At 60.7% G+C, this 18368-nt stretch carries 18 protein-coding genes; 5 read left to right on the top strand and 13 right to left on the bottom strand.

All coding sequences use genetic code 11. The annotated features are described in order from the left end of the window. Nucleotides 1-26 precede the first annotated feature (26 nt). Nucleotides 27-1736, bottom strand: a complete 1710-nt coding sequence (gene recJ / locus NL123_RS05880) for a single-stranded-DNA-specific exonuclease RecJ (protein ID WP_248484129.1) — start codon at nucleotides 1734-1736, stop codon at nucleotides 27-29. Between the two features lie 60 nt (nucleotides 1737-1796). Next, nucleotides 1797-2339: a YaeQ family protein gene (locus tag NL123_RS05875; RefSeq protein WP_032858231.1), complete on the bottom strand. Its 543-nt coding sequence runs from the start codon at nucleotides 2337-2339 to the stop codon at nucleotides 1797-1799. A gap of 136 nt (nucleotides 2340-2475) precedes the next feature. On the opposite strand from NL123_RS05875, the gene NL123_RS05870 reads away from it, so the two are divergent. Further along, on the top strand, nucleotides 2476-3675 hold the full coding sequence (locus NL123_RS05870; RefSeq protein WP_494357397.1) for a CaiB/BaiF CoA transferase family protein: 1200 nt from the start codon (nucleotides 2476-2478) through the stop codon (nucleotides 3673-3675). Nucleotides 3676-3901: 226 nt separating this feature from the next. On the opposite strand, the gene NL123_RS05865 is transcribed toward NL123_RS05870, so the two are convergent. Further along, complete coding sequence (locus NL123_RS05865) at nucleotides 3902-4186, bottom strand: DUF3509 domain-containing protein (RefSeq protein ID WP_494357396.1); 285 nt, start codon at nucleotides 4184-4186, stop codon at nucleotides 3902-3904. Between the two features lie 313 nt (nucleotides 4187-4499). On the opposite strand from NL123_RS05865, the gene NL123_RS05860 reads away from it, so the two are divergent. Next, entirely contained in the window at nucleotides 4500-4700 is a 201-nt protein-coding gene (locus NL123_RS05860; RefSeq protein ID WP_248484133.1) for a hypothetical protein, read from the top strand. An 87-nt stretch (nucleotides 4701-4787) separates the two neighbouring features. Here the strand turns inward: NL123_RS05860 and thrC are convergent, their stop codons facing one another. The 9 genes from thrC to ffh form a co-directional block, all read right to left on the bottom strand. Beyond that, the gene (thrC, locus tag NL123_RS05855; RefSeq protein ID WP_248484135.1) at nucleotides 4788-6197 is read right to left on the bottom strand and encodes a threonine synthase; all 1410 of its coding nucleotides are present in this window, start codon (nucleotides 6195-6197) and stop codon (nucleotides 4788-4790) included. A gap of 67 nt (nucleotides 6198-6264) precedes the next feature. Next, on the bottom strand, nucleotides 6265-7569 hold the full coding sequence (locus tag NL123_RS05850) for a homoserine dehydrogenase (protein ID WP_010207988.1): 1305 nt from the start codon (nucleotides 7567-7569) through the stop codon (nucleotides 6265-6267). Nucleotides 7570-7698: 129 nt separating this feature from the next. Then, complete coding sequence (locus NL123_RS05845) at nucleotides 7699-8430, bottom strand: thioredoxin fold domain-containing protein (RefSeq protein WP_010207987.1); 732 nt, start codon at nucleotides 8428-8430, stop codon at nucleotides 7699-7701. 139 nt (nucleotides 8431-8569) lie between these two features. Beyond that, on the bottom strand, nucleotides 8570-9466 hold the full coding sequence (gene xerD / locus NL123_RS05840) for a site-specific tyrosine recombinase XerD (protein ID WP_058423323.1): 897 nt from the start codon (nucleotides 9464-9466) through the stop codon (nucleotides 8570-8572). Nucleotides 9467-9579: 113 nt separating this feature from the next. After that, the gene (rplS, locus tag NL123_RS05835) at nucleotides 9580-9930 is read right to left on the bottom strand and encodes a 50S ribosomal protein L19 (RefSeq protein ID WP_003175895.1); all 351 of its coding nucleotides are present in this window, start codon (nucleotides 9928-9930) and stop codon (nucleotides 9580-9582) included. Nucleotides 9931-9975: 45 nt separating this feature from the next. Next, the gene (trmD, locus tag NL123_RS05830; protein ID WP_248484137.1) at nucleotides 9976-10749 is read right to left on the bottom strand and encodes a tRNA (guanosine(37)-N1)-methyltransferase TrmD; all 774 of its coding nucleotides are present in this window, start codon (nucleotides 10747-10749) and stop codon (nucleotides 9976-9978) included. Then, nucleotides 10731-11267: a ribosome maturation factor RimM gene (gene rimM / locus NL123_RS05825; protein ID WP_053135622.1), complete on the bottom strand. Its 537-nt coding sequence runs from the start codon at nucleotides 11265-11267 to the stop codon at nucleotides 10731-10733. The genes trmD and rimM overlap by 19 nt, the downstream gene beginning before the upstream one ends. Before the next feature lie 5 nt (nucleotides 11268-11272). Further along, complete coding sequence (gene rpsP / locus NL123_RS05820) at nucleotides 11273-11524, bottom strand: 30S ribosomal protein S16 (RefSeq protein ID WP_003175899.1); 252 nt, start codon at nucleotides 11522-11524, stop codon at nucleotides 11273-11275. Between the two features lie 251 nt (nucleotides 11525-11775). Next, nucleotides 11776-13152, bottom strand: coding sequence for a signal recognition particle protein (ffh, locus tag NL123_RS05815; RefSeq protein ID WP_003193965.1), 1377 nt, complete (start codon nucleotides 13150-13152; stop codon nucleotides 11776-11778). Nucleotides 13153-13372: 220 nt separating this feature from the next. On the opposite strand from ffh, the gene NL123_RS05810 reads away from it, so the two are divergent. From NL123_RS05810 to NL123_RS05800, 3 genes are all read left to right on the top strand, one after another. Further along, nucleotides 13373-14185, top strand: coding sequence for a cytochrome C assembly family protein (locus tag NL123_RS05810; protein WP_071489286.1), 813 nt, complete (start codon nucleotides 13373-13375; stop codon nucleotides 14183-14185). 12 nt (nucleotides 14186-14197) lie between these two features. Next, on the top strand, nucleotides 14198-15436 hold the full coding sequence (locus NL123_RS05805) for a transporter associated domain-containing protein (protein ID WP_494357395.1): 1239 nt from the start codon (nucleotides 14198-14200) through the stop codon (nucleotides 15434-15436). A gap of 328 nt (nucleotides 15437-15764) precedes the next feature. Further along, nucleotides 15765-17078: an MFS transporter gene (locus NL123_RS05800; RefSeq protein ID WP_248484141.1), complete on the top strand. Its 1314-nt coding sequence runs from the start codon at nucleotides 15765-15767 to the stop codon at nucleotides 17076-17078. Nucleotides 17079-17182: 104 nt separating this feature from the next. Here the strand turns inward: NL123_RS05800 and purT are convergent, their stop codons facing one another. Then, the gene (gene purT / locus NL123_RS05795) at nucleotides 17183-18364 is read right to left on the bottom strand and encodes a formate-dependent phosphoribosylglycinamide formyltransferase (protein WP_065939222.1); all 1182 of its coding nucleotides are present in this window, start codon (nucleotides 18362-18364) and stop codon (nucleotides 17183-17185) included. Between the last annotated feature and the right edge of the window lie 4 nt (nucleotides 18365-18368).

Raw genomic sequence — 18368 nt, 5'->3', positions numbered from 1 at the left:
CATTGGTTTTGTGGTGTTGGTGAGATCTAACGCGGCTCGATGTGCGCAATCATCAACTGCACGGTTTCATTCCCGCGAAACTCGTTCACATCCAGCTTGTAGGCCAGCTCCACCCAGCGCACCGTCGGGTTCGGCCAGATCTCCCGGTCCACCCCAAACGCAATGCCATCGAGCTTCACCGAGCCGCATTCGCTCTTGAGCACGACCTTCAAGTGCCGCTCGCCCACCACGCGCTGCTCCACCAACTGAAACACGCCGTGGAACAACGGCTCCGGAAAGTGCTGCCCCCATGGCCCGGCATGTCGCAACGCGCGGGCCAGTTCCAAGTGAAACTCTTCCACCGCCAGTGTGCCGTCTGACAGCAGACGACCGGTCAGGTCTTCTTCGCGCAGTTGCCGACGCACTTCGGCATCGAAGGCTTCGGCAAACAGCGGAAAGTTTTCCTCGGGTAATGTCAGCCCGGCCGCCATGGCGTGACCGCCGTATTTGCTGATCAGGTTCGGATGCTGGCTGGCGACGACCGCCAAGGCATCACGGATATGAAAACCCTGCACGGAACGCCCAGAGCCCTTGAGCAAACCGTCGCCAGCATCGGCGAAGGCGATGGTCGGGCGGAAATAGCGCTCTTTCATGCGTGACGCCAGAATCCCGATCACACCTTGGTGCCATTCCGGGTCGAACAGGCACAAACCGTAGGGCATCGACTCCACCGGCAAGTCCTTGAGCTGGGCCAGGGCCTCGCGCTGCATGCCTTGCTCGATGGATTTGCGGTCCTGGTTCATGCCGTCCAGTTGCGCGGCCATTTCACGGGCAGCGGCCACGTCGGTGGTGAGCAGGCATTCGATGCCCAGGCTCATGTCATCCAGGCGTCCGGCGGCGTTCAGGCGCGGCCCGAGGATAAAGCCCAGGTCGGTGGAGGTGATACGTGCGGCGTCGCGCTTGGCCACTTCCAGAATCGCCTTGATCCCCGGCCGTGCGCGACCGGCGCGGATACGTTCCAGCCCCTGATGCACCAGGATGCGGTTGTTGGCGTCCAGGGGCACCACGTCGGCGACGCTGCCCAGGGCGACCAGGTCGAGCAACTCGCCGATGTTTGGCTGTGGCTTGTTCTCGTACCAGCCCAAACTGCGCAGGCGCGCACGCAAGGCCATCAGCACGTAGAAGATCACGCCCACGCCAGCCAGCGCCTTGCTCGGGAATTCACAGCCCGGCTGGTTCGGGTTGACGATGGCATCCGCCGCCGGCAACTCGTCGCCGGGCAAGTGGTGGTCGGTCACCAGCACCTGCAACCCCGCCGCTTTCGCCGCTGCCACGCCTTCGACGCTGGAGATGCCATTGTCCACGGTAATGAGCAACTGCGGCTCGCGCTGCAAGGCAACGGCGACGATTTCCGGGGTCAGGCCGTAGCCGTATTCGAAACGGTTGGGCACCAGGTAATCGACATGGGCCGCGCCGAGCAAGCGCAGGCCCAAGGTGCCCACGGTGCTGGCGGTGGCGCCATCGGCGTCGAAGTCACCGACGATGAGGATGCGTTGGCGTTGCTCCAATGCTGTCACCAGCAGGTCGACCGCCGCGTCGATGCCCTTGAGCTGCTGGTAGGGAATCAACCGCGCCAGGCTTTTATCCAGTTCGGCCTCGGACTGTACCCCGCGCGCGGCGTAAAGACGGGTCAACAGCGGCGGCAATTCACCAAGAAACGGCAGGACGGCGGGCAACGGGCGGGGATCGATACGCATGGGGTGACGGATACTTCTCTTCTGATACGGAAATAAAACAGGTGACCGGCGGCGATCCAATCAACCGCGTTCGCCAACCAGCCACTGCAACTGCACTTCATGCTGGCCGCGGTCGTCGGTGACGAAGATCGTGCCTTCGCTGATCATCACATCCCACTTGATAACACGCGGCATGTCCTTGGCCAGGGTCTCAAGGACTTCCTGCGGCACGGCGGCGATGTGTACGTTTTTCAGGTTGTTCGCCACCGGCACCACCTTGCCTTCCCACACACGCAGGCTGCCGTAGGCCAGCAGGCTGGTGCGTTCAGTGCGGCGCGAGCACCAGGTGAGGCGGTCCGCATCGGGCTGGCCGACTTCGATCCAGTGCAACACCCGGTCATCCAGGCTTTTTTCCCACAAGGCTGGCTCGTCTACATCTGATAGGCCACGTCCGAACGACAACTGCTCGTTGTACCAGAGGGCGTAGGCCAGCAGACGCACGGTCATGCGCTCTTCGGTTTCCGACGGGTGGCGGGCGATGGTCTGTTTGACGCTCTCGTACACCGAGCGATCGAGGTCGGTGAGGTTGAGTTCGAATTTGTAGGTCGTGGACGGCTGGGCCATGAACGGGCTTCTAGAGACAGGGAAAGGCGGCCAGTCTAACCGATGACGAGGCCAATCAACGAATCCAGCGCTGCCCTGGGCTGCTCGCCTATGTTAAAAGGCATCACACCACCGCCCTGCGCAGACAAGGATCCTCATGTCGTTCAATGCCAAACCACTTGCCGGCCTGAAAGTCATCGAACTCGGCACCCTGATCGCCGGCCCGTTCGCCTCACGTATCTGCGCGGAGTTCGGCGCCGAGGTGATCAAGGTCGAATCACCGGACGGCGGCGACCCGCTGCGAAAATGGCGCAAGTTGTACGAGGGCACTTCGCTGTGGTGGTTCGTGCAGGCGCGCAACAAGCAGTCACTGACGCTGAACCTCAAGCACCCGGACGGCCTGGCCATTCTCAAGAAGCTGTTGGCGGACGCCGACATCCTGATCGAGAACTTCCGCCCCGGCGTGCTGGAAAAGCTCGGCCTGAGTTGGGAGACCCTGCACGCGCTGAACCCCAAGTTGGTGATGGTGCGTCTCTCCGGCTTTGGCCAGACCGGGCCGATGAAAGACCAGCCAGGGTTCGGTGCGGTGGGTGAATCCATGGGCGGCCTGCGCTATATCACCGGTTTCGAAGATCGCCCGCCGGTGCGTACCGGCATTTCCATCGGCGACTCGATTGCCGCGTTGTGGGCGGTGATCGGCGCACTGATGGCGCTGCGTCATCGCGAGGTCAACGGTGGCCTGGGCCAGGTGGTGGATGTGGCGCTGTACGAAGCCATCTTCGCCATGATGGAAAGCATGATCCCGGAGTTCGACGTGTTTGGCTTTATTCGCGAGCGCACCGGCAACATCATGCCCGGCATCACGCCCTCCTCCATCCACACCAGCGCCGACGGCAAGCATGTGCAGATCGGCGCCAATGGCGATGCGATCTTCAAGCGCTTCATGTCGGCCATTGGTCGTGAGGACTTGGCCATCGATCCGGTACTGGCCAGCAATGACGGGCGCGACAGCCGCCGTGATGAACTGTACGGCGTGATTGATCGCTGGGTGAACTCACTGTCGCTGGATCAGGTGGTAGAAATTCTGAATAAAGCCGAAGTGCCCGCCAGCCGCATCTACAGCGCCGAGGACATGCTCGGCGACCCGCAATTCCTCGCCAGGGAAATGTTCCTCAAGGCCCAGCTTCCCGACGGCAAGGAATTCAAGATGCCGGGCATCGTGCCCAAGCTGTCGGACACGCCGGGCAGCTGTGAATGGGTGGGGCCGCAACTGGGTGAACATAACAGCGTAGTGCTCGCTGGCCTGGGCTACGACGCGGCCGCCATTGTGCGCTTGCGCGAGGAAGGCGCGATCTGATGTCCCATTCCGCCAGGCTTTGGCACCAGATGCCCTGTGCCAGATGACTTGCCTGACAAATCGCAGGCAAAAAGAAACCCCAAAGCGTGGGGAGACACTTTGGGGTTAAACGTGGCCTACAAAGACCAGTACAGCAAGGCACAAACACCGGAGCACAATGTTTGCTCTTGCTGTTACAAAATCTGACCGGCCACGCTGTAGGAAGTTTCCACAGTTAAACAATTCTTCATGCGGCGGTGACGTTGCGAGTCTGGGCTGCGTTGCGCAAGGCTGCTATGACCGAGGGTTCCAGACGTCCTTCGGCAATTTTGATGTCACGCAGCAGGCAATCCACTACATCCACCAGCACGCGCTTGTCCATCAATTGGGCGCGGTCGACGTCACGCTCGACCACGATGGCGCCAGCAGGATTCTTAACGGTTACCAGGCACTCGTCCTGCACACCAGAGGTGGTCAGCGTAACCTGATAAGGGCTCAGTGCTTCTTCGAGCAATAGGCTGATACTTTCCATCTCGATCACCACTCAATAGTTCGGGAACAATCGTTTCAACGGGAGCTGCATCTATCCTAAGTGACTGTTTGTGACGTAGGAAAGTTCGCTTTATCGTCTTTATGGGGCCGTCAGGGGGTGACGGATTCCAGCATGCGCTTGCAACATGACAACGAAAAAACGGCCGCACATAAGTGCTTACGCAATGGGCGGCTTTTTTGGGGGTTCCGGGCGTTGAGGCCCAAGGTGAATCCTATACTCGGTGGGCGCTGATCACTTTGCCTTGCAGGCAGGAGCGCATGTCAAAAGGCCCTTATTGCGAAGGATAAATACGATGCTGGAACACGATAAAGAGCAAGCTGCGCTAGAGAAGATTCACGCCGACATATCACGCATTTATGCGGAGCAACGCAAACTCACTGCCGAGACACACAAGATAACCCGTGAGAATTTCTGGTATCCATTGGGTGTCGTCATGGTCATGTTTACGGCGTTCAGCACTGTCTTGGCTATCGTACAGAAACTACTCACGTAGCCGCGTATACCAAGCGGGGCCTGCCAGAAACGAAAAACGCCGCTGCCCCAGGAAGGGAAAGCGGCGTTTTTGTCTACGCGGTGTGCCTTACAACGGCTTACCCCGGTTGCCATGCTGGCTCACAAACGCCTGTACGGCCTTCAGGTCATTGGCCAACACCGTGCAACGCTCTTCACGCTCGAACAGGTCAGCCAGGTGCACCGGCAACTCCAGCGCCTTGCCAACACCGGCCTTCTCCACCGCTTCCGGGAATTTCACCGGATGGGCGGTGCCCAGGATGACCATCGGGATATCCAGGCTGCGACGGCAGTCGCGGGCGGCCTTCACGCCGATGGCGGTGTGCGGGTCGAGCAGCTCGCCGGTCTGGGCATAGACTTCAGCGATGGTTTCGCAGGTCTGCGCGTCGTCCACGGCCAGGGAGTCGAACAGCTTGCGGGTTTCGGTCCAGCGCTCTTCATCCACGCTGAAACCGCCGCCGCTCTTGAAGGTGTCCATCAAGCCGGCAATCGCCGCACCGTTGCGACCGTGCATGTCGAACAGCAGGCGTTCGAAGTTCGACGAGACCATGATGTCCATGGACGGCGACAGGGTCGCGTGCAGGGTCTCCTTGACGTACTGGTTGCCGCTCATGAAGCGGTGCAGGATGTCGTTGCGGTTGGTGGCGACGATCAATTGGTTGATCGGCAGGCCCATGTTGCGCGCCAGGTAACCGGCGAAGATATCGCCGAAGTTACCGGTCGGCACCGAGAACGACACCGAACGCGCCGGGCCGCCCAACTGCAGCGAGGCATGAAAGTAGTAGACGATCTGGGCCATGATCCGCGCCCAGTTGATCGAATTCACCGCCACCAGGCGTGTGCCCTTCAGGAAGCTCTGGTCAGCGAAGCTGTTCTTGACCATTTCCTGGCAGTCATCGAAGTTGCCTTCGATGGCGATGTTATGGATGTTCTCGCCGAAGATGGTAGTCATCTGGCGGCGCTGCACTTCCGACACACGCTTGTGCGGGTGCAGGATGAAGATGTCGACGTTTTCGCAGTGCTTGCAACCTTCGATGGCCGCCGAACCGGTATCACCGGAGGTGGCACCGATGATCACCACGCGCTCGCCGCGCTTCTGCAGCACGTAGTCCAGCAGACGCCCCAGCAACTGCAGGGCGAAGTCCTTGAAGGCCAGGGTCGGGCCGTGGAACAGCTCCAGCACCCACTCGTTACCATTCAGTTGGCGCAGCGGTGCGATGGCGTTGTGGGAAAACACACCGTAGGTTTCTTCCAGAATCTTTTTAAAGTCCGCATCCGGAATGCTGCCGGTGACGAACGGGCGCATCACCCGGAAGGCCAGTTCGTGGTACGGCAAGCCGGCCCAGGAAGCGATCTCTTCCTGGGTGAAGCGTGGCAGGTTTTCCGGCACGTACAGGCCGCCGTCCGTGGCAAGGCCTGCCAGCAGGACGTCTTCGAAATTCAGGGCCGGTGCCTGGCCGCGGGTACTGATATAACGCATGACTGGCTCCTCTAGAGCATTCTTGAACAAGGGCCGCCGAACTTGCGGGGCTCTTGCCGCAAAACCATTAGTTCAGGTGTTCGACGCGAATCCGTACCACCGGGCCGACCACGCCTTGCAGGGCTTCCAGGGCAGCGATGGCATCGTTGATGTGCTGCTCGAGCACGCGGTGGGTCAGCAGGATCATCGGCACCTGGCCGTTTTGCTCCTCGACTTCCTTCTGCATGATCGACTCGATGTTGATACCGCGCTCCGACAGGATGCTCGCCACTTGGGCCAACACGCCCGGGTGGTCCTGGGCCTGGATGCGCAAGTAATAGGCGCTTTCGCAGGCTTCGATCGGCAGGATCGGGTGAGCCGACAGCGAGTCCGGCTGGAACGCCAAGTGCGGCACACGGTTTTCCGGGTCACTGGTCATCGCACGCACCACGTCCACCAGGTCGGCGATCACCGACGAAGCGGTTGGCTCCATGCCGGCACCGGCGCCGTAGAACAATGTGGAACCGGCGGCGTCACCGTTGACCATCACCGCGTTCATCACGCCATTGACGTTGGCGATCAGGCGGTCGGCCGGGATCAGCGTCGGGTGCACTCGCAGCTCGATACCGGCCGGCGTGCTGCGCGCCACGCCCAGATGCTTGATGCGGTAGCCCAGGGCTTCGGCGTAGTTCACATCGGCCGTGGTCAGCTTGGTGATGCCTTCTGTGTAGGCTTTGTCGAACTGCAGCGGGATACCAAAGGCGATGGACGCCAGGATGGTCAGCTTGTGCGCGGCGTCGATACCTTCCACGTCGAAGGTCGGGTCGGCTTCGGCGTAACCCAGGGCCTGGGCCTCGGCGAGAACGTCTTCGAAGGTGCGGCCCTTCTCGCGCATTTCGGTGAGGATGAAGTTGCCGGTACCGTTGATGATGCCGGCCACCCAGTTGATGCGGTTGGCGGACAGGCCTTCACGGATCGCCTTGATCACAGGGATGCCACCGGCCACTGCGGCTTCGAATGCCACGATCACGCCCTTCTCACGCGCCTTGGCGAAGATCTCGTTGCCGTGCACGGCGATCAGCGCCTTGTTGGCAGTGACCACGTGCTTGCCGTTCTCGATGGCCTTGAGCACCAGTTCGCGGGCAACGGTGTAGCCACCCACCAGTTCGATCACGATATCGATTTCAGGGTTGGTGGCCACGGCGAAGACATCGTTGGTAATCGCAATACCGGTCGTTTCGAACTGAGGCTTTGGCGAACGCGTGGCAATTTGCGCCACTTCAATCCCACGCCCTGCACGGCGGGAAATTTCTTCAGCGTTACGCTGAAGTACGTTGAAGGTGCCGCCACCGACGGTCCCTAACCCACAGATGCCTACTTTGACCGGTTTCACTGAAGAACTCCCCATGAAACGGCCGACGCGAGGTCGGCCGTGGAAAACAGCCGCACGACTGCGGCTTTCAATTAACGGCCTGTCGACTTATCCACAGGCCATGATCGTCAAAGGTTCGACGATGCTGGTTTATTTGGCACTCAGCGCCAGTTTCGCAACTTGTGGTGCCGGCTGGTAGCCCGGAATCACCTGGCCGTCAGCCAAAACGATGGCCGGTGTACCGTTGACGCCGATGGACTGGCCCAACGCGAACTGCTTGGAGACCGGGTTGGCGCATTTGGCGGCCTTGATTTCCTTGCCGTCGACCATCTTGTCCATGGCCGCTTTTTTGTCGGCCGAGCACCATACGGCTTGCAGCTGCTCGTCACCCGGCGAACCCAGGCCCTGGCGCGGGAACGCCACGTAGCGCACTTCCACACCCAGTTTGTTCAGCGCAGGCACTTCGGCGTGCAGCTTGTGGCAGTACGGGCAGGTGGTGTCGGTAAACACGGTGATGTGGGTCTTGGTCTCGCCGATGGCTGGGTAAACCACGGTTTCAGCCACCGGAATACCATTGATCAGCTTGGAAACACCCAGGCGTTCGGCTTTCTCGGTCAGGTTGACCGGCTTGCCGTCCTTCAACTGGAACAGGTAGCCCTGGACGATGTACTGGCCATCGGCACTGGCATACAGCACGCGGCTACCCTTGAGCTTGACTTCGTACAGGCCGGCCATCGGGCTGGCGCTGATGCTCTCGATCGGGGTGTCGAGCTGCAGGTTGGCCAGGCTTTTGCGGATGGTCTGCTCGGCGGCGTCATCGGCAAAGGCAAAGGTGGAAACCAACGCAATGGCTGCGGCGGCAATAATCTGGGTCAAGCGCATGGGAACTCCTGAAGGCAGATGCAGGGACGGGCAGTAACACTGCTTGGAAACACAGGTCTGGGTCGTCCCCTTTGCTAACCGGCAAAGCCTACCACAGTTGGGCCGCAGGGCAGCCCGTGGCCGGATAAATTGGACGTTTTCAGCCTCGCGGGTGGTGCTTGGCGTGCATATCCTGCAAACGCGCGCGGGCCACGTGGGTGTAGATCTGGGTGGTGGACAAATCGCTGTGGCCGAGCAGCATCTGCACCACACGCAAATCCGCACCGTGGTTGAGCAAATGCGTGGCGAATGCATGGCGCAGTGTGTGGGGCGACAGCGCCTTGCCGATCCCGGCGACCTTGGCCTGGTGCTTGATGCGGTGCCAGAAGGTCTGGCGAGTCATCTGCTCGCCACGCAAGCTGGGGAACAGCACATCACTGGGCCGTCCACCGAGCAGTTCGCTGCGGGCATCGCGCATATAGCGCTCGACCCACACAATCGCTTCCTCGCCCATCGGCACCAGCCGCTCCTTGCTGCCTTTGCCCATCACCCGCAACACGCCCTGGCGCAGATTGACTTGCTCCAGGGTCAGACTGATCAGCTCGGTCACCCGCAGGCCACAGGCGTAGAGCACTTCGAGCATGGCGCGGTCGCGCTGACCGATGGCCTCACTGAGGTCGGGGGCGGCGAGCAAGGCCTCCACGTCGGCTTCCGACAGGGATTTGGGCAACGGTCTGCCAAGTTGTGGCATATCGACTTGCAGGGTGGGGTCTAGGGCGATCAGCTTTTCCCGCAGCAGATAGCGATAAAAACCACGCACGCCGGAGAGGAATCTCGCGGTGGAACGTGGTTTGTAGTTCTGTTCCAGGCGCCAGGCCAGGTGGTCGAGGATCAGCTCACGGCCCGCGTTGATCAGTTCGAGGTTTTTCTCCTGCAACCAGCCGTTGAACAGCGCCAGATCGCTGCGGTAAGCCTGGCGCGTGTTGTCCGACAGGCCTTTTTCCAGCCAGAGGGCGTCGAGAAAACGGTCGATCAGGGGGTGGTCAATGGCAGGCATAGAGGCTCGAACAAAAAAGTGGGAGAGGCAGGTAGCATCCTATCTCGGACCTCAAATCGCAGGCACAAAAAAGCAGCCCGTAGGCTGCTTTTTTCTGCATCGGGAAGCTGGACTTAAGCCAGTTTTTCCTTGATGCGAGCTGCTTTACCGGACAGGTCACGCAGGTAGTACAGCTTGGCTTTACGTACGTCACCGCGACGCTTGACGGCCATGCTGTCGATTTGCGGGCTGTAGGTCTGGAAAGTACGCTCTACGCCAACACCGTTGGAGATTTTACGAACAGTGAAAGCACTGTTCACACCACGGTTACGCTTGGCGATTACCACGCCTTCGAACGCTTGCAGACGCGAACGGTCGCCTTCCTTCACTTTCACCTGAACGACAATGGTGTCGCCCGGGGCAAAGGTAGGGATCTCTTTGGTCATCTGCTCTGCTTCGAGTGCAAGGATGATTTTGTTAGTCATGCTGTGCTCCTAAGGTAAGTCAATGGACCTACCATCGATACGTTGTTAACTATCGTCCCGCGCGAGGATGTATTCCTCGAGCAGCTTCTTCTCTTCTCCAGAAAGCGAGCGGCTTTCCAGAAGATCGGCGCGTCGTTCATAGGTCCGACCAAGGGACTGCTGTAAACGCCAACGCCGGATGTGTGCGTGATTGCCACTTAGCAATACGTCGGGAACACGCTGATCCGCATACACCTCCGGTCGGGTGTAGTGCGGGCAATCCAGCAAACCATCCGTGAAGGAATCTTCCTCCGCGGAGTCCGCATGCCCTAAAGCTCCAGGCAGCAGTCGTGTAACCGCATCTATCAGGACCATCGCTGGCAGCTCGCCGCCAGACAGGACATAGTCCCCAATCGACCACTCTTCATCGACATGAGCTTCAATAAAACGCTCGTCAATGCCTTCATAGCGACCGGCAATCAGGATCAGTGCTTCCTCATTCGCCAGTTCGCGGACCCCAGCCTGTTTCAGCTGACGGCCTTGAGGGGACAGGTAAATCACCTTCGCCTTCTCCCCGGCAGCGACCTTGGCCTGAACCAACGCGTCTTCCAGGGGCTTGATCTTCATCACCATGCCCGGGCCACCGCCAAATGGGCGATCGTCCACAGTGTGATGTCGATCCGTCGTGTAGTCTCGCGGATTCCAACAGGTAAGCTGCAACAGCCCCTGTTTCACCGCCCGACTGGTGATGCCGTACTCGCTGATGGCGGAAAACATCTCGGGAAACAAACTGATCACTTCAATGCGCAAATTAGCCACGCTTAGAAGTCCGCGTCCCATTCCACCTTCATCTCGCCCGCTGCCAGGTCGACGGCCAACACGCATTGCTCGGTATAGGGCAACAGGCGTTCGCGATCATCCAGGCTGCCAGCGCAAGGCTTGACCACCATTACATCATTGGCGCCGGTTTCCAGAAGATGATCGATTTTCCCGAACAGTTGCCCGAGTTGATCAATAACCTTCAGACCTTCCAGCTGGTACCAGTAGTACTCGCCGTCGGTCAATTCAGGGAACAGGTTGCGCGGCACGCAGATCTCATAACCGGCCAGAAGACGAGCTTCTTCACGATCATCAAGACCCTTGAGCTTTGCGACCAGGAACTTGTCGCTCCCGCGTCCACTGACCAGCTCGACCTGTTTCACACTACCCTCGCGCTTGAGCGTCCAGGTTTTGTACTGCAACAGGTTTTCAGTCGGATCAGTAAAGGAATACACCTTCACTTCGCCGCGAACGCCATGAACCGAGTAAATCTTGCCGATAACGATCAAATCATCAGCAACAGCTGGCGTCGCGTTCATATTGCTCAGGCTGCGGCCTTAGCCGAGTCCTTCAACAGTTTTGCAACGCGCTCGGATGGCTGTGCACCCACGCTCAGCCAGTAGGCTACGCGCTCTTGGTTCACGGACAGACGAACTTCTTGACCACGAGCAACAGGGTTGAAGAAACCAACCTGTTCCTTGTGCGAACCGTCGCGCGGGTTGCGGCTGTCGGTTACGGTCAAGTGGTAAAACGGGCGCTTTTTGGAGCCGCCAAGGGCAAGACGGATTGTTAGCATGTGAACATCGTTCCTGTAGTCGGTGCTGCAAATCTAAATGCACAGCGGGCATAGGTGCCCGAAAGGCCGCATATTCTAAGGAATATCCGGACTTTTGCAAATGTCTTTTTCTGGCGCCTATCAGCGTGCCATTCAGATCTGCTATAGAGCCGTCGGTTAAAACGGCGAGTCAGCGCCCGCCAACGGCGGGTTTGCTGGAGATCCCACATCCCTGTGGGTCGGAGCAGGAGCTGGGCTCCCGCTCGAATTCTTTACATCTTGGGCATGCCACCGCCGGGCAACATACCGCCCATGCCGCGCATCATCTTGGCCATACCGCCCTTGGCGGAGAATTTCTTCATCATCTTCTGCATCTGCTTGTGTTGCTTGATCAAGCGACCGATGTCCTGCACCTGGGTGCCGGAACCCATGGCGATCCGACGCTTGCGCGAACCGCTGATCAGCTCAGGGTCGCGGCGCTCGGCCGGGGTCATGGAGTTGATGATGGCTTCCATCTGCTTGAACTGCTTCTCTGCCGCGCCCTGGGCATTGCCCATCTGCGCCAGGTTCACACCGCCGATGTTCGGCAGCTTGTCCATCAGGCCGCCGAGGCCGCCCATGTTCTTCATCTGTTGCAGCTGGTCGCGGAAGTCTTCGAGGTCGAAGCCCTTGCCCTTCTTCAGCTTTTTAGCAAGCTTGTCGGCCTTGTCTTTGTCGAGGGTAGCTTCGGCCTGCTCGATCAGGCTGAGCACGTCGCCCATGCCGAGGATGCGCGAGGCGATACGCTCGGGATGGAACGGTTCGAGCGCTTCGCTCTTCTCGCCCATACCGATGAACTTGATCGGCTTGCCGGTGATGGCACGTACCGACAGCGCGGCACCGCCACGGGCATCGCCGTCGACCTTGGTCAGGATCACGCCGGTCAGCGGCAGTGCGTCGCCGAAGGCCTTGGCGGTGTTGGCCGCGTCCTGGCCGGTCATGGCGTCGACCACGAACAGCGTCTCGACCGGGTTGATCGCGGCATGCAGCGCCTTGATCTCGCCCATCATCTCTTCGTCGATGTGCAGGCGACCGGCGGTATCGACGATGACCACGTCGATGAACTTGAGCTTGGCTTCTTTAATGGCAGCGTTGGCGATGTCGACTGGCTTCTGGCTCAGGTCGGACGGGAAGAAGGTCACGCCCACTTCGCCCGCGAGCATTTCCAGCTGCTTGATAGCGGCCGGACGGTACACGTCGGCCGACACCACCATCACGGACTTCTTCTTGCGCTCTTTAAGGAAGCGCGCCAGCTTGCCGGCGGTGGTGGTCTTACCCGCACCTTGCAGACCCGCCATCAAGACGACAGCCGGCGGCACCGCACTGAGGTTCAAGTCTTCGTTGGCCGCGCCCATCAGGCTTTCGAGTTCGGCCTGGACAATCTTCACGAACGCCTGGCCCGGGGTCAGGCTGCGGGACACTTCGGTGCCCACCGCGCGCTCTTTGACCGAGTTGACGAAGTCCTTCACCACCGGCAAGGCCACGTCGGCTTCCAGCAACGCCATGCGCACTTCACGCAGGGTGTCTTTAATATTGTCCTCGGTCAGCTTGGCCTTGCCGGTAACGTGGCGCAGCGTCTGCGAGAGACGGTCAGTCAGATTTTCAAACATGCGCGATCCTTTCAGGCCCTATTCATAGACCGAGGTAATGGCGGCCCAGGCTGTGGTAAATCGCTATTAAAAACAGCGCTCGGCGAGCCTGCGGCGTGGGCAGGTCGCGGATTATAGCGAAGACTGCGCCCATGCACACCCGCTGTCTGGCCCGGGAGTCTTTCGTGTTGCGCGGGGGTATGCCAAACTCAGCGCCTTTCGGGCTTGCCTAACAGGATTTATGCTCCCTTTGTCACCCAGTTTGCTACCCAGCCTCGCCGCCGCCATCTTGTACGCCGCTGCGACCGTCTATCAGGGCACTCGTCTGGCCCAGGGCACCAAGGCGGACAAACGCCTGTTGGTAGGCCTTGGTGTCCTCGCCTTGCTCGCCCATGCGGCCAGCCTGTTCACGCACTTGATGACGCCGGTCGGCCTGGCCCTGGACTTTTTCAGCGCCGCCAGCCTGATCGCGGCGGCCGTCATCGCGCTGACCCTGATGGCCTGTTACCGGATCCCGGTCGAAAACCTGCTGGTGCTGCTCTTCCCGCTGGGCATGCTGACTGTGCTGCTGGCGCAATTCGCGCCTACCGGTACGGTGCCGGTGATCGATGAAGAGCCGGGCATCCTCGCCCACATCCTGCTGTCGATCCTGGCCTATGGCATGTTCACCATCGCGGTGTTCCAGGCCCTGCTCCTGCTGCTGCAGGACCACCAGCTCAAGCACAAGCATCCGTCCGGGCTGATCAAGAACTTCCCGCCACTGCAAACCATGGAAAGCCTGCTGTTCGGTTTCCTGTGGGCCGGCTGGACCTTGCTCTCGCTGTCGCTGATCTCCGGCTGGCTGTTCTTCGAAAACCTGTTCGCCCAGCACCTGGTGCACAAGACCCTGCTGGCCTGCCTGGCCTGGATCGTGTTCAGCGTCCTGCTGTGGGGCCGCAACCGCCTCGGCTGGCGCGGGCACAAGGCGATCCGCTGGACCCTGGCCGGGTTCTGCCTGCTGATGCTGGCCTATTTCGGCAGCAAGCTGGTTCGCGAATACATCCTGCATATCTGACGGGCGGCGATCATGGACAACTTGCCCCTGGAGCCGATGCTCGCGGTAATCGCCCTGCTGGTGTTGTGGGCCGCGCTGTTCACCGCCATCGAGGCCGCCCAGCAACATTTGCTGGCCCTGCGCCCCGGTACACGCCAGGGTGACAAGGCGGCCACCCGCCTGAGCTTTCCGCGTAACAGCCTGATCCTGTGCAACAGCCTGTGTCGCGCCGCCGTGGTCATCCTGTGCACGCTGCTGGCCATATACGCCTGGGCGCAGAACGGGCCGTGGCTCGGCTGGCTGATCTCCTGCGCGATCCTGCTGATACTGGCCGACTACCTGCCCCGCGCCCTGGCCACCCGCTATCCGCAAGCGGTACTGGGCTTCGGCAATACGCTGCTGGGCGTGCCACTGAAAATCGTCTACCCCCTGGCCTGGCTGCTCAATGGTATTAGTCTGTTGCTGCTTCGCCCGTTCGCGCGCAAGACCGGCGTGGTGAAGAAGAGCGACGAACCGCTGCCTGACCATGATGACGAACCCGAGCCCGAGATCGCCGAAGGCCGTACCCCCGGCATGCCGGGCATCCATGCTCTGGACAACATCACCGTCAACGACATCCTGGTGCCCCGCAGCGAGGTGGACGGCATCAACCTGGATGACGACATCGAGGAAATCATCGAGCAACTGCGCACCTCCCAGCGTACGCGGCTGCCGGTGTTCCACAGCGACATCAACCAGGTCGAAGCCGTGCTCAACACGCGGCAGATCCAACACCTGCTGCCCGACGCCAGCCTGACCAAAGAGGCATTGCTCGCCGCCTGCCACGAGCCCTACTTCGTCCCGGAAAGCACCCCGCTGCAACTGCAACTGCTGAACTTCCACAAACAGCAGCGCCGCCTGGGCATGGTGGTGGATGAATACGGCGAAGTGCTGGGTATCGTGACCCTGGAAGACATTCTCGAAGAAATCGTCGGTGAATTCGAAAGCGAACAGAGTGCGGACAACCCGCATATCGAAGCGCAACCGGATGGCCGCTACATCATCGACGGCGCCGCCTCGATCCGCGAATTGAACAAGAGCCTGAACTGGCACCTGCCCAGCGACGGCCCCAAGACGCTCAACGGCCTGGTCACCGAGGCGCTGGAGACCATTCCGGATTGCGCGGTGTGCCTGAAAATAGGCCGCTACCGCCTGGAAATCCTCGAGACCGAGGACAACCGGGTGAGCAAGGTGCTGATCTGGCATACCAGCCGGATGCCGGTCGCCGCTTAATTCGTAATCAAATAATGTGGGAGGGGGCTTGCCCCCGATGGCCGAGTGTCAGTCACCGCATCAAGTGGCTATACACAGCTATCGGGGGCAAGCCCCCTCCCACATTTTGACTTGTTGTATGTTCAAACCCCTTCCTATAATCGGGACGGCTTACCAGAGCCCCGCCCGACCGCGTGCTACCCGCACTGAACGCGTCCAGGCGCCGCTGTACCGCGTCTGACCGGTGTTCGCTCCCATCCCGAGCCGCCCCGCGCGCTACCCTGATCCATGGGAGTTCGACCAATAATAATCCGCGTCCAAACGCGCAATGACCGTCAGGGATACCACCATGAGCACCACCTACAACGAGGCCGCGCCCGCCGCTGCCCCGACCAACTCGACCGCACGGGTCGCCACGGCGAGCATCGTCGGCACCGCCATCGAGTTCTACGACTTCTATATCTACGCCACGGCCGCTGCGCTGGTGATCGGCCCGGTGTTCTTCCCGCAGACTTCCGGCACCGCGCAGATGCTGGCGTCGTTCCTGACCTTCGGTATCGCCTTCATCGCCCGCCCACTGGGGTCGGCGCTGTTCGGTCACTTTGGCGACCGTATCGGGCGCAAATCGACCCTGGTGGCCTCGCTGCTGCTGATGGGCGTGTGCACCACGCTGATCGGTTTGTTGCCCGGTTATGACAGCATCGGGGCGTGGGCGCCGATCCTGTTGTGCGTACTGCGCTTCGGCCAGGGCCTGGGCCTTGGCGGTGAATGGGGCGGCGCAGCGCTGCTGGCGACCGAGAACGCTCCCAAAGGCAAACGCGCCTGGTTCGGCATGTTCCCGCAACTAGGGCCTTCAATCGGCTTCCTGGCGGCCAACGGTTTGTTCCTGATCCTGGCCATGAGCCTGAGTGACGAACAGTTCCGCAGTTGGGGCTGGCGCATCCCGTTCATCCTCAGCGCGGCGCTGGTGATGGTGGGCCTGTACGCACGATTGAAGCTGCACGAGACGCCGGTGTTCGCCAACGCCGTCGCCAAGCAAGCGCCGGTCAAAGTGCCGTTGGTGGAACTGTTCAGCCAGCATTGGCTGCCGGTGTTGCTAGGCGCTGCATCCATGGTGGTGTGCTATGCGTTGTTTTACATCACTACTGCGTTTTCCCTGAGTTATGGCGTTTCAACCCTGGGCTACAGCCGCGAAACCTTCCTCGGCCTGCTGTGCTTTGCGGTGCTGTTCATGGGGCTGGCGACGCCATTGGCAGCGTTGGCCAGTGATCGTTACGGACGCAAACCGGTGCTGATCGTCGGCGCGATCCTGGCGATTCTGTCGGGCTTTACCATGGAGCCATTGCTCACCCACGGTTCGACCTGGGCGGTGGCGCTGTTCCTGGCGCTGGAGCTGTTCCTGATGGGCGTGACGTTCGCCCCGATGGGCGCGCTGTTGCCGGAACTGTTCCCGACACGCGTGCGTTATACCGGCGCTTCGGCGGCGTATAACCTGGGGGGAATTGTGGGGGCATCCGCCGCACCGTTCTTCGCGACCAAACTGGTGGCGATGGGTGGGCTGAGTTATGTCGGTGGGTATGTGTCGGCGGCGGCGTTGCTCAGCTTGATTGCTGTGCTGTGCCTGAAAGAGACGCGGGATAATGATTTGAATCGCGTGGGCTGATAGACCGCTATCGGGGGCAAGCCCCCTCCCACATTTGAATGTATTCACAAATCTAACTCTGTGAACTGGATCAAGTGTGGGAGGGGGGCTTGCCCCCGATGCTTTTAGAGCTCTACCACCACTGCCTGGGAAGCACGGGTCGCCTTGGCCCGAGCCGCTTCAATCGACTCATCCCGCGCCAACGCCACACCCATGCGGCGCTGGCCATTCACTTCCGGTTTGCCGAACAGGCGCAGGGCGGTATCAGGCTCGCTCAACGCGGCGCCCAGGTTGGCGAACGCCGTCTGGGTCGACTGCCCTTCCACCAGGATCACCGCCGAGGCCGAAGGGCCGAACTGACGGATCAACGGGATCGGCAGGCCCAGGATCGCACGAGCATGCAGTGCGAACTGCGACAGGTCCTGGGAAATCAGGGTCACCAAACCGGTGTCATGCGGGCGTGGCGACACTTCGCTGAACCACACCTGATCACCCTTGATGAACAACTCCACGCCAAACAGGCCGCGGCCACCCAGGGCCTCGGTAACCGCCTTGGCAACGCGCTCGGATTCGGCCAGGGCAATCGGGCTCATGGCCTGTGGCTGCCAGGATTCCTGGTAGTCGCCCTTCTCCTGACGGTGGCCGACTGGCGCGCAGAAGGTGGTGCCGCCGATGTGGCGCACGGTCAGCAGGGTGATTTCGTAGTCGAAGTCGATAAAGCCTTCGATGATCACACGGCCTTTACCTGCACGGCCGCCTTCCTGGGCGTAGTCCCAGGCTTTCTGCACGTCATCGACGCTGCGCAGCAGGCTCTGGCCCTTGCCCGACGAACTCATCACCGGCTTGACCACGCACGGGAAGCCCAGGTCCTGCACAGCCTTGCTGTAGTCTTCGAAGGTATCGGCGAAGTGGTACGGCGAGGTCGGCAGGTCCAGCTCTTCGGCGGCCAGGCGGCGGATGCCTTCGCGGTTCATGGTCAGCGAGGTGGCGCGCGCGGTCGGGATTACGGTGAAGCCTTCGGCTTCCAATTCCACCAGGGTGGCGGTGGCGATGGCTTCGATTTCCGGCACGATAAAGTGCGGTTTTTCCGCCTCAATCACCGCACGCAGCGCGGCGCCGTCGAGCATGTTGATCACGTGGCTACGGTGCGCAACCTGCATGGCCGGCGCGTTGGCGTAGCGATCCACGGCAATCACTTCAACGCCCAGGCGCTGCAGTTCGATTACCACTTCCTTGCCCAGCTCACCGCAGCCACACAGCAAAACGCGGGTCGCGGTTGGCGACAATGGAGTTCCGATTCGGGTCATCTCA

The sequence above is a fragment of the Pseudomonas sp. FBCC-B1565 genome, assembly GCF_059133265.1.
The sequence above is the reverse complement of the archived record's forward strand: the minus strand, read 5'-3'. Positions and strand labels throughout refer to the sequence as shown.

What these genes read in the sequence shown, in the direction of transcription:
- NL123_RS05870 (WP_494357397.1), top strand. Translation starts at nt 2,476, where the DNA reads ATGTCGTTCAATGCCAAACCACTTGCCGGCCTGAAAGTCATCGAACTC.
- ffh (WP_003193965.1), bottom strand. Translation starts at nt 13,152, where the DNA reads ATGTTTGAAAATCTGACTGACCGTCTCTCGCAGACGCTGCGCCACGTT.
- purT (WP_065939222.1), bottom strand. Translation starts at nt 18,364, where the DNA reads ATGACCCGAATCGGAACTCCATTGTCGCCAACCGCGACCCGCGTTTTG.
- NL123_RS05865 (WP_494357396.1), bottom strand. Translation starts at nt 4,186, where the DNA reads ATGGAAAGTATCAGCCTATTGCTCGAAGAAGCACTGAGCCCTTATCAG.
- NL123_RS05810 (WP_071489286.1), top strand. Translation starts at nt 13,373, where the DNA reads ATGCTCCCTTTGTCACCCAGTTTGCTACCCAGCCTCGCCGCCGCCATC.
- thrC (WP_248484135.1), bottom strand. Translation starts at nt 6,197, where the DNA reads ATGCGTTATATCAGTACCCGCGGCCAGGCACCGGCCCTGAATTTCGAA.
- rpsP (WP_003175899.1), bottom strand. Translation starts at nt 11,524, where the DNA reads ATGCTAACAATCCGTCTTGCCCTTGGCGGCTCCAAAAAGCGCCCGTTT.
- NL123_RS05800 (WP_248484141.1), top strand. Translation starts at nt 15,765, where the DNA reads ATGAGCACCACCTACAACGAGGCCGCGCCCGCCGCTGCCCCGACCAAC.
- xerD (WP_058423323.1), bottom strand. Translation starts at nt 9,466, where the DNA reads ATGCCTGCCATTGACCACCCCCTGATCGACCGTTTTCTCGACGCCCTC.
- NL123_RS05805 (WP_494357395.1), top strand. Translation starts at nt 14,198, where the DNA reads ATGGACAACTTGCCCCTGGAGCCGATGCTCGCGGTAATCGCCCTGCTG.
- rplS (WP_003175895.1), bottom strand. Translation starts at nt 9,930, where the DNA reads ATGACTAACAAAATCATCCTTGCACTCGAAGCAGAGCAGATGACCAAA.
- trmD (WP_248484137.1), bottom strand. Translation starts at nt 10,749, where the DNA reads ATGGGACGCGGACTTCTAAGCGTGGCTAATTTGCGCATTGAAGTGATC.
- NL123_RS05860 (WP_248484133.1), top strand. Translation starts at nt 4,500, where the DNA reads ATGCTGGAACACGATAAAGAGCAAGCTGCGCTAGAGAAGATTCACGCC.
- NL123_RS05845 (WP_010207987.1), bottom strand. Translation starts at nt 8,430, where the DNA reads ATGCGCTTGACCCAGATTATTGCCGCCGCAGCCATTGCGTTGGTTTCC.
- NL123_RS05875 (WP_032858231.1), bottom strand. Translation starts at nt 2,339, where the DNA reads ATGGCCCAGCCGTCCACGACCTACAAATTCGAACTCAACCTCACCGAC.
- recJ (WP_248484129.1), bottom strand. Translation starts at nt 1,736, where the DNA reads ATGCGTATCGATCCCCGCCCGTTGCCCGCCGTCCTGCCGTTTCTTGGT.
- rimM (WP_053135622.1), bottom strand. Translation starts at nt 11,267, where the DNA reads ATGAACGCGACGCCAGCTGTTGCTGATGATTTGATCGTTATCGGCAAG.